The organism is Rhizohabitans arisaemae, from assembly GCF_025996515.1.
In the GTDB taxonomy this organism is placed as follows: domain Bacteria; phylum Actinomycetota; class Actinomycetes; order Streptosporangiales; family Streptosporangiaceae; genus Rhizohabitans; species Rhizohabitans arisaemae.
This window is the reverse complement of the sequence record NZ_BLRH01000009.1, coordinates 1,298,250-1,312,016: the sequence shown is the minus strand read 5'-3', so window position 1 is coordinate 1,312,016 and position 13,767 is coordinate 1,298,250. Positions and strand designations below refer to the sequence as shown.

Here is a 13,767-nt window from a genome sequence, read left to right as displayed (position 1 = left end):
CGGTGACCCTTCTGGCGATCGAGGACCTCTCCGTGGTGATCCATGGGCGTGGCCGGCAGGTGGCGGCGCTGAGCGGCGTCACGCTGTCCGTCGGTTCCGGCGAGGTGGTCGGCCTGGTCGGGGAGAGCGGCGGCGGCAAGAGCATGGTCGCCCGCTCGATCGTCGGCCTCCTCCCGGGCGGCTCGCAGGCGAGCGGCCATGTGTTCTTCGACGGCTCCGATGTGCTCGCGATGGGCCGTGCCGAGCTGGAGTCGTTCCGGGGACGTGGCGCGGCGATCTGCTTCCAGAATCCGCGCGGCGCGCTCAGCCCGACCCGGACCGTGGGCCGTCAGCTGGTCGATCGGCTGCTCACCCATCAAAAGCTGTCACCGGATCAGGCCCGTGAGGTCGCCGCCGAGCTCTTCGAGTCGGTCGGCATCCGCAGTCCGAAGCGGCGGCTGGCGGCCTATCCGCACGAGCTTTCCGGTGGGATGGCGCAGCGCGTCATGATCTCCCTCGCCACCGGGTGCGCGCCCGGCCTGCTCATCGCGGACGAGCCGACCACCGGTCTGGACGTCACGCTCACCCGGGAGATCCTGGCCAGGTTCCGCCAGGCCGCGGACGCGGAGGGCCGGGGCGTCCTGCTCATCTCGCACGACCTGGCGTCGATCGCCGAGGTCTGCGACCGGGTCGTGGTGCTGTACGCGGGCACCGTGGTGGAGACCGGCCCGGTCGCGCGGGTGCTCACCGAACCCGCCCACCCCTACACGCGGGCGCTGCTCCGCTCGGTACCCGATCTGGACGGCCGCCCGGTGGCGGTCACCCCGGGTTCGATGCCGCTGCTCCGCGAAGCTCCGGGTTCCTGCCCGTTCGCCCAACGCTGTACGGATTCCTCGGAGCGCTGTACGGCGGAACGCCCGATGGCCCGGCTGATCACGGGGGAGTGGAGCACCGCGTGTTTCCACCCCAAGACCGGCTCTCTCGCCGAGCGGGTGCACGGCCTTGACGACATCGCGCACGCCCGCCACCTCGAACAGGCCGAGTACCCACTGCGGATCGGCGAGGCCCCCTCGGGTGAGCCTTCCGGCGAGATCGAGGCCCCGGGCAAGGCGGCGACCACGGGCGGAGCCCCGTACCGGACAGAAGTCGTGGACGCGCGCGAGGTGCTGCGGGTCGAGGACGCGCATGTGGTGTACGGGAGCCGGTTCGGCGGCGGCGGGCATCACGCGCTGCGCGGGGTCGGCCTCAGCGTGGCCGCCGGGGAGACGCTCGGCGTGGTGGGGGAGAGCGGCTGCGGGAAGAGTACGCTCGCCCGGCTGATGCTCGGCCTGCAGGCGCCGACGCGGGGGCGGGTCGAGGTGGCCGGGCGGGATCTCGCGAAGGTGCGCGGGGCGGAGCTGCGCAGGCTGCGTACCCGGGTCCAGCTGGTCTTCCAGGATCCGATCGGCTCGCTCAGCCCTCGGCGCACGGTGGCGGACGCGATCGGCGAGCCGCTGCGCGCGGCCGGGGTGCCGGCGGCGGAGCGGGAGGCGCGGGTCCGGGCCGCGCTGGAGCGGATGGAACTGGACGCCTCGATTCTGGAGCGCAGGCCGCACGAGCTCTCCGGCGGGCAGGCGCAGCGCGTCGGGATCGCCAGGGCGCTGGTCGGCGAGCCCGATCTGATCGTTTTCGACGAGCCCACCTCGGCGCTGGACGTGACGGTCCAGGCGCAGATCCTCAAGGTGATCGCCGAGGTGACGTCCGACCCGTCCCGCGGCGCGGTGTTCATCTCGCATGATCTGGCCACGGTTCGGGGGTTCTGCGACCGAGTCGTCGTGCTCTATTTGGGGCGGATCGTGGAGGAAGGGCCGGTTGAGTCGGTCTTCGGCGATCCGCGTCATCCGTACACCCGGGCGCTGCTGTCGAGCGCGCCGAGCCTCGGCCGGGGCTTCGCCGGCGCCGGGGTCACGCTGACCAGGGACCTGGAGGAGACGGACGCGGCGCGGGGGTGCGCCCTCGCGCCACGCTGCCCGTTCTCGGTGCCGGCCTGCGCGGAGCGGGAGCAGGAGCTCCGTGACCACGGCGGGAGCCGGGTGGCCTGCCATCGCGCCGCCGACATCCCCGGGCTGATCGAGTTGATCGAAAGGTGACATCTGCCATGCCCGACCCCAAACGCATCCGGCTCGCCGTCGACATCGGCGGCACGTTCGTCGATGCGATGGAGCTGGACGTCCGTACCCACCAGGTGCGTTTCCGGAAGGCGTCGACGACCCCGGCGCGGCCCTGGGAGGGGGTGCTCGACGCGGTCTCCGCGCTCGGGACCGATCTGTCCGAGGTCGAGCTGTTCATCCACGGGACGACGCTGGGGCTCAACGCGGTGCTGGAGCGCCGGGGCGAGCGGACCGGGATCATCACCAACGACGGGTTCCGCGACGTGTTCCTGCTGGGCCGCGGCAACGTCCCCTCCGATCACATGTACGACTTCGAGTACCGGCGTCCCCCGAGTCTGGTACGGCGGCGCGATACCGCCGGGGTACGCGGGCGGCTCGACCACAAGGGCCGCGTGGTGGACGAACTCGACGCCGGCGGGGTACGCGAGGCGGCCCGGCGGCTCGTGGAGGAACAGGGCGTGGTCTCCATCGCCGTCTGCTTCCTGCACTCCTTCCTGGACCCCACCCACGAGCGGGAGGCGGCGCGGCTCATCAGGGAGGCGTATCCGCAGGTGCGGGTGTCGGTCTCCACCGACATCGTCCGGGAGTACCGCGAGTACGAGCGGACCAGCACCACGGTCCTGGACGCCTACATCCGGCCGATCTTCGAGCGGTATGTGGACGAGCTGGAGCGGGGCCTGGCCGAGCGGGGCTTCGACGGCCGGTTCCTGATCATGCGCTCGGGCGGCGGCTCGATGACCTCGGCGGTGGCCAAGACCTCCCCGACGCACACCGTGCTCTCCGGCCCGGCGGGCGGGATCGTCGGCGCGGCCCACCTCGCCGCCGAGCTCGGCCGCCGTGACCTGCTCACCTTCGACATCGGCGGCACCTCGCTGGACGCCTGCGTGATCGAGCGGGGTAGCGCGGTCGCGGCCTACGAGGCGCAGCTGGAACACTTCCCGCTGCTCATCCCCACCTACGACATCCGGACCATCGGCGCGGGCGGCGGGTCGATCGCCTGGCTGGAGCGGGGACTGCTCAAGGTCGGCCCGCAGAGCGCCGGGGCCGATCCGGGTCCCGTCTGCTACGGCCGGGGCGGCACGCTCCCGACGGTCACCGACGCGGCTGTCGTGCTCGGCTTCATGGACCCGAGCCGGTTCCTTGCGGGGACCATGGACCTCAGGGCGTCCTCAGCCCGGGAGGCGCTCGACGAGCAGATCGCCCGGCCGCTCGGCCTCTCCGCGGAGACCGCCGCGGCGGGGGTCTTCGACGTGCTGCTCGCCAAGACCGTCGGTGCGGTCCGGCAGATCACCGTGGAGCGGGGGCACGACCCGCGCGGCTTCTCGCTGCTGGCCTTCGGCGGGGCCGGTCCGCTGCTGGCGCCGCTGCTCGCCGCGGAGATGGGGATCGGCGAGGTGATCGTGCCGTTCGCGCCCTCCGGCTTCTCCGCCTGGGGGATGCTCAGCGCGGACATCGTGGACGACTTCTCCCGGACCGTGATGGCCACACTGGACGACGCCGACCTGGACGAGCTGGAGTCGGTGTTCCGCTCGGTGGAGGCCGAGGCGGTCGCCTCGCTCCGGGCCCAGCAGGTTCCGCCGGACCGGATGGTCCTCGAACGGCAGTTTGAGCTGCGCTATCTCGGCCAGGAGCACTCGCTGATCATCACGACCGGGTCCGGGCCGGACCGGGAGGCGATCCGCAAGGCGTTCGAGGACACCCACGTCACCCGGTACGGGCACGCCATGGACAACCGGCTGCAGATCCTCAACCTGCGGGTCCGCGGCATCGGCCGGACCGACCGGCTGGAGCTGCCGGTACGGCCGCGCGGCGACGGGGACCCGGGCCGGGCGCTGCTCCGCCGCCGGGACGCCTACGACTTCGGCGTCCGGGACGTCGCCTCGTTCGCCGTTTACGACCGGGCGCTGCTCGAACCCGGCGACGTCTTCGACGGGCCCGCCCTCGTGGACGAGGGCACCTCGACCACCGTCGTCCCCTCGGGGCAGCGGGTCGAGGTCGACGAGCACGGCTATCTGCTGGTGAGACCGACGGAGGCGTCATGACCAAGCGACTGGACGGGGCCACCGCCGAGGTCGTACGGAGCTATCTGCTCGCGGCGGCGGAGGAGATGCGGGCGACGCTGATCCGCACCTCCTTCAACCCGGTGATCTACGAGGTACACGACTTCGGCATGTCGATGTACGACGCGGACCTGCGGCTGATCGCCGAGGCGACCGGGCTCACCTTCTTCCTCGGCGCCAACGACTTCTCGCTGCGCAAGGGCGTGGAGTACGTCGGCCGGGAGAACCTGGAGCCGGGCGACGTGGTGCTGCTCAACTACCCGTACTGGAACGCGGCGCACGCCTACGACGCCACGCTCTTCTCGCCGGTCTTCTCCGGCGGGGAGATCGTCGGTTTCCTGTGTGTTCGGGCCCACTGGATGGACTTGGGCGCCAAGGACCCCGGCTACGTGCTGGACTCCACCGACATGCACCAGGAAGGCATGATTTTTCCGGGCACGAAGGTGTTCTCCCGGGGCAAGCCCAACCGGGAGATCCACGAGCTCATCCGGTTCAACTCGCGCATGCCCGACCTGGTCCTCGGTGACCTGCACGCCCAGGTGGCCGCGCTCCGGACCGGCGAACGCCGCTTCCTGGAGATCCTGGAGAAGTTCGGCCGCCCCACCGTGGACGCCGCCGTACAGCGCATGATCGACGACGGCGAAGCCCGCACCCGCGCCGCCCTGGACAAGCTCCCGCAGGGCACCTGGACCGCGGTGGACTGGGTCGACGACGACGGCATCACCGACGACCCGGTCCGGATGGAGGTCGCCGTCACCATCGCCGACGGCACCTTCACCGTGGACTTCGCCGGGTCCTCTCCGGCGGTCCCCGGCCCGATCAACATGCCGTTCGGCGCCACCGAGGCGATCTGCAAGGTCATCCTCAAGTCGCTCACCTCGCCGGACGACCCGTCCAACTTCGGCACCACGGTGCCGTTGACGGTACGGGCGGAGCCCGGCACCCTCTTCCACGCGGTCTATCCCCAGCCCACGTTCACCCTGTGGACCGGAATCGTCGCGGTGGAGCTCATCCTCAAGGCGCTCGCCCAGGGCATGCCGGACCGGCTGCCCGCCTCCTCCGGCGGTGACGTGCCCGGATTCATGATGGTCGGGACCGACCCCGACACCGGGCAGATGTTCGCGGTCAGCAACAACGACCCGGTCGGCTGGGGCGCCACCCGCGACCACGACGGGATGAACGCCGCCACCCACGTCTCCGGCAGCACCGGGCGGATCACCCCGATCGAGGTGCTGGAGGCACGGACCGGGATGTTCTTCGAGCGGGTCGAGATGCGGGAGGACTCCGGCGGTGGCGGCCGGCACCGAGGCGGGGTCGGACTGCGGAGGGACATCCGCTTCGTTCTGCCCGGCGAGTTCCTGAGTGTGATCAAGAAGACCAGGACGCGGCCGTGGGCGCTCCGGGGCGGCCTGGAGCCCGAGGCCAACCAGGTCGTGGTCTTCCCCGGCACCGACCGGGAGCAGCGGGTCAGCACCAAACGGGTCAAGGTCGAGGTCGGCGACAGGATCACCCTGCTCACCGCGGGCGGCGGCGGGCACGGCGACCCCGCCGAACGCGACCCGGACGCGGTCCGGGAGGACGTCGCCGAGGGCTACGTCTCCCCGGAGGCGGCCCGTGAGATCTACGGAGTGGAGGTCGATCGATGAGCGACACCCCCGTCGTCCTGGTCAACTGCACCGTCGCGGACAGCCTCCGGCGGGTCCCCGACGCGGCCGTGCTCATCCGCGGCGAGCGGATCGCCGCGGTCGGCCCCCGGGAGGAGGTGATCCCCCAGGTGGACGCGGCGACGCTCGTCGACCTGGACGGGGCCCACCTGACGCCCGGCCTGGTCAACATGCACACCCACTTCTCCCTCTCCCTCCCCGGCGCGGGCGGGGAGCGGGTCGCCTCGTTCACCCCGCACGAGCTCGCCCTCTACATGGCGGACGGGGCGCGGCGCACCCTGCAGTGCGGCGTCACCGCCGTCCGGTGCGTGGCGGAGAAGGATCACGCCGACTTCGCGCTCCGCCGGGCCGTCGACGCGGGCCGGGTGTCCGGCCCCCGGATCTACACCGCGGGGCGGGCGCTGGTCTGCACGGGCGGCCACGGACACGAGGGGAGCGACACCCTCGAATGCGACGGCGCCGACGACTTCCGGCGCGGGGCGCGCACCCAGATCAAGATGGGCGCCGACCTGATCAAGGTGATGATCTCCGGTGGGATCGCCGGGCGGCACGAGCGGATCGACACCCCGCAGCTGTTCGCCGACGAGATGGCCGCGGTCATCGGAACCGCACACGCCTGGGGCCGTAAGGTCACCGCGCACGCCGGTCCCGCCGCCGTGATCGCCCAAGCCGTCGAGCTCGGCCTCGACTGCGTCGAACACGGCTACCAGCTCACCCCCGAGGTCGCCGCGGCGATGGCCGCGCGGGGCACCGCGCTCGTACCCACCCTGCTGGTCACCCGATGCAAGGAGTTCTTCGACGAACTCGGCGTGCCCGAATGGATGCAGTGCCGCTCGCTCGGCGCCGGCCCTCGGCACCTGGAGAGCTTCGCGATGGCCCTTGCGGCCGGGGTCGAGGTGCTCCTCGGCAGCGACATGCCGCCGTTCTGGTCCTTCGAGGGGACCAACGCCACCGTCCGGGAGCTGGAGTACCTGTCCGAGTACGGCCTGGGGCCGGCTCGCGCGCTGTATGCGGCGACGCTCGGCCCGGCCCGCTGGCTCGGCGCCGAAGCCGACCTCGGCACCGTCGAGGCCGGACGGTACGCCGACCTGATCGCGATGGACGCCGACCCGCTCGCCGCGACCTCGGCCTTCCGCACGATCCGCTGGGTGATGAAGGGAGGCCGGGTCGTTCGCGACGACCGGGCCGGAGGAGAGCGGGTATGACCGGGACGACCACCGACGCCGCCGCCATCGCGGCGGGCATCGACGACATGTACGACGCGTTCCTCGCGGCGGACCGTGTCCGGTTCGACGGCCACCTCGACCCGGACATCACCACGTGGGAGACGCACCTGCCCGGGCCGCTCCGCAGCCGGGCCGAGCTCGACGCCTATCGGGACAGCCGGGACGCCTCGGGCGCCCGCCCCACGCTGAGCCGGCTCGTCGCCCGGGACAAGCGGATCGACGTCTACGGAGACGTCGGCGTCGCCCGGTACCTGCTCGTCGCCGAGAAACCCGGCGCCCCGGCCGAGCACAGCCGGGTGACCGACGTGCTCCGCCGTACCGACGACGACTGGCTGATCGTGCATCACCACGCCGAGTACCTCGGCTCGTGACAGGGGAGGGATGACGGATGGCCACTGAGACGAACCCGGCGGGCGCGGACCCGGCGGAGGGGGACATGGAGCTGTACGACCTGCGGGTCGTGGTGGAGCGGATCGAGGGCAGGTCCGTCTGCGGGATGGCCGTCGGCGACTACTTCGAACTGGAGAACAGCGCCCACCTGAAGATCCCCGAGGGCAAGCACTTCTGCGTGTACGCGCTCGGCTCCGCCCTGCCGTTCCTCGCCGCCAAGCAGCGGGACCTCGCGGCCGGGGACTGGCTGGAGCAGGACTCGCTCTTCTGCTGTCCGGACCCCGAGGAGCGGCTGGTGATGCGGGTGGAGCGGACCCGCCGCCGCCGGATGAACTGCGCTGACCTGACTTAAGGGGATTTTTCGTGCTTGAAGCGGAGATCGGGCTCGGGCTGCAGAGCGACAAACGGGCCGGTGACTACGCGCGGCTCGCCCGCCGGGCCGAGGAACACGGCTTCGACGTGCTCAGCGTCTTCGGCGACCTGATGTACCAGCCCCCGCTCTTCCCGCTGCTGGAGATGGCCGCCGCGACCCGGCGGGTGCGGCTCGGCACCGCCTGCCTCAACCCCTATTCAGCGGCGCCGTACGAGATCGCCGGGCAGCTCGCGGCGCTCGACCTGGCCTCGCACGGCCGGGCCTACCTGGGGCTGGCCCGGGGCACCTGGCTCGGCGCGGTCGGCATCGACCAGCCGCGCCCGCTGACGGCGCTCGCCGAGACGGCCGAGGTGGTGTACCGGCTGCTCGGCGGGGACGTGAGCGGGTTCGAAGGGGAGGTGTTCCGGCTCGCCCCCGGGACCGGACTCCGCTACCGTCCGCACCGCCCGCGACCGCCGTTGCTCATCGGCGCCTGGGGGCCGCGGGGGGCCGCGCTGGCCGGACGGATCGCCGACGAGCTCAAGGTCGGCGGGAGCGCCAACCCGGCCATGGCGGAGGTGGCCCGAGGCTGGGTCGCGGCCGGGGCCGCCGAAGCGGGGCGGGATCCGGCGGAGATCGGGGTGGTGCTCGGCGCGGTGACCGTCGTCGACGTCGACGGGCGGGCGGCCCGGGCGAAGGCGCGGACCGAGGTGGCGATGTACCTCGCGGTGGTCGCCGACCTCGATCCAACCGCGGAGGTCCCGGCCGACCTGCTCGCCGCGGTGAAGGAGCTGGTGGACGCGGGGGAGCACGAGGCGGCGGGGCGGCTGATCCCGGACGATCTGCTCGACCTGTTCGCCTTCTCGGGGACGCCCGAGCAGGTCGCCGCGCAGGCGCAGGCCCTCATCGACGCGGGGGTGCGCCGGGTGGAGTTCGGTACTCCGCACGGCCTCACCGACGACTCCGGGGTGGAGCTGCTGGGTGCCGCGGTACTTCCGCTGCTGGACCGTTCAGCCCACTTGGGCACCTGACGGAGCCGATTGGCTCCGTACAGTCACGTTGAAATCGGATTCCGGGCGAACTTTTAGCATCAAAGGTAGAAAGCCGGAATTCGTATGTGCTGCTGATTTCACCAAAGTTCAGCTTGAGTGAACATGGAGGTGCGGAAGGAGAGCGAGATGACAAGCAGGAGAGTCGTCGGATCGGCGGCCGGTGTGCGCGAGCGCGTCACCGCCCAAGCCGAGGGCGACAACGGACCCACGCTGGAGTACGAGGCGGGCAACCCGTACGACGAGTATGTCGGCGCCCAGATCCTGCATGGCCTCCTCAAGCCCCGCACCGACGTGCCGGAAGAGCGGGCCTTCCTGGTGATCAGCCAGGTCATGGAGCTGTACTTCGGCCTGATCAGGGCGGAACTGCTGGAGGCGCAGCGGCTGCTCGACGCCGACGACGTCGTCGGGGCGACCACCGCGCTCGGCCGGAGCGTCCGGCACTTCGACGGGCTCAACGCGACGTGGCAGTCACTCAGCTGGATGACCCCCGTCCAGTTCAACTCCTTCCGTCCCGCGCTCGGCGAAGCCTCCGGATTCCAGTCCGCCGGCTACCGGCACCTGGAGTTCCTCTTCGGCAACAAGTCCGAGCCGATGACCCGGCCGCACCGCCGTACCCGGCGGGTCTACGCCGAACTCCAGGAGGCGCTGGCCAAGCCCAGCCTGTACGACAGTGTCCTCGACCTGCTCTCCCGGCGGGGCTACAAGATCCCCGGGGACCGGGACCTGACCGTGGAGTACGTCCCCATGCCCGAGGTGGAGGCCGCCTGGGTCGCGATCTACGGCGAGCAGGGGCCCGGCGGCGAACTGTGGAACCTCGCCGAAGCCCTCATGGACCTGTCGGAGAAGTTCTCCGACTGGCGGTACCGCCACATCATGGCGGTCCGCCGGGCCATGGGCGCCAAAGCCGGGACCGGCGGATCCACCGGCCTGGCCTGGCTGGAGCGGAGCCTGCGCAGGGAGGTCTTCCCCGAACTCTGGTCCGCCAGGACGGTGATCTGATGGCCGGCGGAGCCGGGCAGGACGTCGCGCTGGTCGGTGCCGGCCTCGTCGGCTGCCTGGCGGCCGTCTACCTCGCCCGCCGCGGACACCGGGTCACCCTCTACGAGCGCCGCCCCGACCCGCGCAAATCCACCCCCGAGCGGGGACGCTCCATCAACCTGGCGATCTCCGAACGGGGGATCGACGCGCTGCGCCGGGTCGGCCTCGACGAGACCGTCATGGCGCCGGCGCTCCCCATGCCCGGCCGGATGATGCACGCCCGCGACGGGTCGCTCAGCTTCCAGTCCTACAGCGCCGACGGGCGGCGGGCGATCAACTCGATCAGCCGGGGCGACCTCAACCGCACCCTGCTGGACGCGGCCCTCGACCGGCCCGGCGTGGAAGCCTGCTTCGAGCACCGGCTCACCGGCCTCGACGTGGACACCGGCCGGATGACCTTCGACACCCCGTCCGGCCCGGTGGAGAAGACCGCCCGCGTGATCATCGGTGCCGACGGCGCCTACAGCGCGGTCCGGCTCCAGCTGCAGTTCCGGCCCGGCTTCGACTTCAGCCAGAGCTTCCTCGACTACGGCTACAAGGAGCTGACCATCCCGGCGCGCGACGGCGAGTACGCCCTCGACCCGGGGGCGCTGCACATCTGGCCGCGCGGCCAGGCGATGATGATCGCCCTGCCCAACCCGGACCGCTCCTTCACCTGCACCCTGTTCTGGCCCAAGTCCGGCCCCGGCAGCTTCGCCGAACTCGACACCGCCGAAAAGTTCACCGCGTTCTTCGCCGAGCACTACGCCGACGCCCACGCGCTCATGCCCGACCTGGTCGACGACTACACCCACAACCCGATCGGGCACCTGGTCACCGTGCGGGCCAAGCCCTGGCACGTCCAGGGCGAGGAGGCGGTGACCGGCCTCATCGGCGACGCCGCGCACGCCGTCGTCCCCTTCTACGGCCAAGGCGCCAACTGCGGCTTCGAAGACTGCGTGGAGCTGGACCGCTGCCTGGAGGAGACCGGCGACGACTTCCCCCGCGCCCTGGCGACCTTCGGCACCCGCCGCAAGGAACACGCCGACACCATCGCCGAACTGGCTTTGGCCAACTTCGTCGAGATGCGGGACAAGGTCGGCTCCCGCTCGTTCCTGCTCGGCAAGAAGATCGAGCACGGCCTGGAGCGGCTCCTCCCCGGCACCTACGAGTCCCAATACGAGCTGATCTCCTTCAGCACGGTTCCGTACGCCGAAGTCCGCACCCGCATAGCCCGCCAACGCCGCACCGTAACCGCCCTGGCAATAGGAGCAGCCACAGCTGCCGCCCTAACGGCTGTACGGGCACTAAGACGCCGCACTTAAAGAACCCGTCCCGGTTGCGAGTGTGGCTGGATCTTAGGGCTGGTCGCGCTACGTCCGCACTTCTCGCGCCGCGTTCTTTGCGGTGCGAGAATGCGCGCGGCGGTTCGTGCCGCGCGCTTTTTGTGCGGCATGAACCGACCGCGGTCGATGTTAAAAAATACTGTTCTTGCAGGCGTGACTTCTCTTAACGGGGTATCGCACGTCCGTGGTTGTGACCTGGTCTTCCCCTAGGCACCCGACGCCTAAAAAAGTCTCGGCGTGACCACGGAAACCACTGTGGTGACCTTGTCCGTGTCGTTGTACATGCTGTGCGGAACCGAGGAACGCAGGTGGATGCTGTCGCCGGGGTGGAGTCGGTGTTCGACCCCGTCGACTTCGTAGAGGAGTTCGCCTTCGAGGACGAAGGCGAATTCTTCTCCGAAGTGGCCGTAGGCGTCTTCGCGTTTGCCGCCGGGGGCGATGTGGACGAGGAGGGGTTCGAGGACGAGGTTGGGGCCGCGGGCGGAGAGCATGCGGTAGGTCTGCTGGCCGGAGATGTATTCGGTGGCGGCGGTGGCGGAGCGGGTGAGGGTGAAGTGGCCGGGGAGTTTGGCGGCGGGGGTGTCTTCTTCGGCTTTCTGGTCGTCGAAGAATTCGGCGACGCTCCGGTCGAGGGCGGCGGCGACGCTGTTGAGTGCGGTGAGGCCGATGGAGGAGATGCCGCGTTCGACTTGGGAGAGGAATCCGATGGAGAGCCCGGAGTGGGTGGACAGGCCGCGCAGGGTGAGTCCGCGTTCTTTGCGGAATCGGCGGATTCTGGCCCCGACGGCGTCTTGGCCGTCGGGGCCTTCGCCGCGCCGCCGTTCTGCTGTGCCCACCGGGTCCCCCTAAGTCCAGCTCTGTTCGCTCTAGCTAAACATATTTCATGAAGAGCGGGAAGGTGTAACGGCAGGGGCTCACCGTTGCCCGTTCACGGCCTTGTCGCCGGGGAAGAGACGGAGCTGCAGGGTGGCGATGAGCCGCTGGTCGGGGTCCTCCAGGTCCACGTTGAAGAGGCCGGAGAGTCGGCGGAGCCGGTAGCGCATGGTGTTGGGGTGGAGTTTGGCGGTGAGGGCGGCGCGCGGGACGTTCCCGTTCGCGTCGCACCAGGCCCGGAGGGTGTGCTCGTAGTCGGTCCCGTGCTCGGCGTCGTGGGCCCGGATGGCGCTGAGGGGTTCGCGGGGCACGGAGCGGGAGCGGAGCAGCGTCTGGAGTTCCAGGAGGAACAGCTGCGCGGTGACCTCGGCCCGGGTGGCGACCTGTCCGTGCCCGAACTCGCTGCGGAGTACCCGCAGGGCGACTTCGGCCTGGTGGGCCGAGTCGGCGACGGCTTTCGGCGTGCCGACGGTCTCGCCGATCCCCGCGTACCAGTCGCCCGCGCCGAACCGTTTGCCCGCCTGGGTGACGACGTCGACGACGAGTTTGCGGAGGATCGGCTCGGCGCCGGTTTTGACGATCACGCCGTAGATGAGGTCGTCGACGACGCCGGTGAGCGCGGTGAGGCGGTAGGAGGTGCAGGTGACGGCGAGCAGGTCGCTGACCCGGGCGGCGAGGATCCGTTCCACCCGGGGGTCCTCGCAGCCGAGGACGACGACGCCGAGCCGGGCGTCGAGCGGGATGCCGAGGAGCGCGGCGGCTTCGCCGGCCCGTTCCTTGTCACGCAGGAGTGACCGCATCCGTTCGTCGCGGAGCCGCCGGGCGGCGTCTCCGGCGAGGCGGTGCCGGCTGAGGAAGGCGGCGGCGGACCGCCCGGCTTCGGCGAGGAGGAGTTTGGCGTCGGGGGCGAGGTTCCGGTCGCCTTGGACGACCCAGATGGAGCCGAGGTTCTCGCCGCCGCCGCGGACCCCGATGGCGAGTCTGGGGAAGGATTCGCCGGGCCGGTGGAACCAGACGGCTTCGTCGCCGCGGGCGAGGGCGCCGTACTCCTCGGCGTTGGTGGGGTGCGGGGGGACTTTGCGGCCGAGGATGCCTTCGCGGCGCTCTTCGTCGATGAGCTGCCCGGGGATCGAGGAGTAGGCGAGGATGCGTGTGGTGACGTCTTCGACGGCGACCGCGCCGCCGATCTTCACGGCGAGGGTGTTGGCCAGGTCGAACAGGTCGTCGCTCTCGGTCCCGGGTCCTCCGGCGGACGGTTCGCCGAGGGCGCGCAGGGTGCTGACCAGGGAGTAGAGCCGCCCCCAGGCGATCTCGGGGGCGGCTTCCAGCAGGGCGATCCCGTGGGCGCGGGCGCGCTGCACCAGCCGGGCCGGGTCTTCACCCCGGGTTTTGACCACGACGGCGGAGACGCCGGCGTCGGCCATGGCGCCGACGAGCTCGGCGGTTTCCCGCTCGTGTACGCCGTACTCCACGGCGAGGAGTACGGCGCCCTCGAGTTTGCCGAGGTGGCTGAGCCGGTCGTAGACGACGGGCTCTCCGACGAGGACGTCGGGGCCGCGGGGCGTGGCGAGCGGACGGAGCACGTCGGCTCCGAGCGCGCCGAGCATGGTTCCGAGCGTGGGATTCGACTCCCTGATCGGACTCTCCCCCCTGAACCC

General features: G+C 71.0%; 11 protein-coding genes. 9 read left to right on the top strand and 2 right to left on the bottom strand.

The genetic code is table 11. The features are described from left to right. Positions 1-2 precede the first annotated feature (2 nt). The 9 genes from RUR_RS06575 (at position 3) to RUR_RS06535 (ending at position 11,215) form a co-directional block, all read left to right on the top strand. Positions 3-2,108 (top strand): ABC transporter ATP-binding protein, encoded by a 2,106-nt coding sequence (locus RUR_RS06575; RefSeq protein ID WP_283133962.1) that lies wholly within the window; start codon positions 3-5, stop codon positions 2,106-2,108. Between the two features lie 8 nt (positions 2,109-2,116). Continuing rightward, on the top strand, positions 2,117-4,171 hold the full coding sequence (locus RUR_RS06570) for a hydantoinase/oxoprolinase family protein (protein ID WP_283133961.1): 2,055 nt from the start codon (positions 2,117-2,119) through the stop codon (positions 4,169-4,171). After that, entirely contained in the window at positions 4,168-5,835 is a 1,668-nt protein-coding gene (locus RUR_RS06565) for a hydantoinase B/oxoprolinase family protein (protein ID WP_283133960.1), read from the top strand. The genes RUR_RS06570 and RUR_RS06565 overlap by 4 nt, the downstream gene beginning before the upstream one ends. Next, on the top strand, positions 5,832-7,058 hold the full coding sequence (locus RUR_RS06560) for an amidohydrolase family protein (RefSeq protein ID WP_283133959.1): 1,227 nt from the start codon (positions 5,832-5,834) through the stop codon (positions 7,056-7,058). Before RUR_RS06565 ends, RUR_RS06560 begins: the two co-directional genes overlap by 4 nt. Then, positions 7,055-7,450, top strand: coding sequence for a nuclear transport factor 2 family protein (locus RUR_RS06555; protein WP_283133958.1), 396 nt, complete (start codon positions 7,055-7,057; stop codon positions 7,448-7,450). The genes RUR_RS06560 and RUR_RS06555 overlap by 4 nt, the downstream gene beginning before the upstream one ends. Positions 7,451-7,467: 17 nt before the next feature. Beyond that, positions 7,468-7,821, top strand: a complete 354-nt coding sequence (locus RUR_RS06550) for a TIGR04076 family protein (RefSeq protein ID WP_283133957.1) — start codon at positions 7,468-7,470, stop codon at positions 7,819-7,821. Between the two features lie 11 nt (positions 7,822-7,832). Further along, positions 7,833-8,852, top strand: a complete 1,020-nt coding sequence (locus tag RUR_RS06545) for an LLM class flavin-dependent oxidoreductase (RefSeq protein WP_283133956.1) — start codon at positions 7,833-7,835, stop codon at positions 8,850-8,852. Positions 8,853-8,999: 147 nt separating this feature from the next. Further along, a complete protein-coding gene (locus RUR_RS06540) occupies positions 9,000-9,872 on the top strand; it encodes a tryptophan 2,3-dioxygenase (protein ID WP_283133955.1) in 873 nt (290 codons plus the stop codon). Further along, the gene (locus RUR_RS06535) at positions 9,791-11,215 is read left to right on the top strand and encodes an FAD-dependent oxidoreductase (protein WP_346349022.1); all 1,425 of its coding nucleotides are present in this window, start codon (positions 9,791-9,793) and stop codon (positions 11,213-11,215) included. Before RUR_RS06540 ends, RUR_RS06535 begins: the two co-directional genes overlap by 82 nt. A gap of 242 nt (positions 11,216-11,457) precedes the next feature. Here the strand turns inward: RUR_RS06535 and RUR_RS06530 are convergent, their stop codons facing one another. Continuing rightward, positions 11,458-12,072 carry a helix-turn-helix domain-containing protein gene (locus RUR_RS06530; RefSeq protein WP_283133953.1) on the bottom strand — a complete coding sequence of 205 codons (615 nt, stop codon included), beginning with the start codon at positions 12,070-12,072 and terminating at the stop codon, positions 11,458-11,460. A 78-nt stretch (positions 12,073-12,150) separates the two neighbouring features. Continuing rightward, positions 12,151-13,716, bottom strand: coding sequence for a PucR family transcriptional regulator (locus RUR_RS06525; RefSeq protein WP_283133952.1), 1,566 nt, complete (start codon positions 13,714-13,716; stop codon positions 12,151-12,153). Positions 13,717-13,767: the final 51 nt, after the last annotated feature.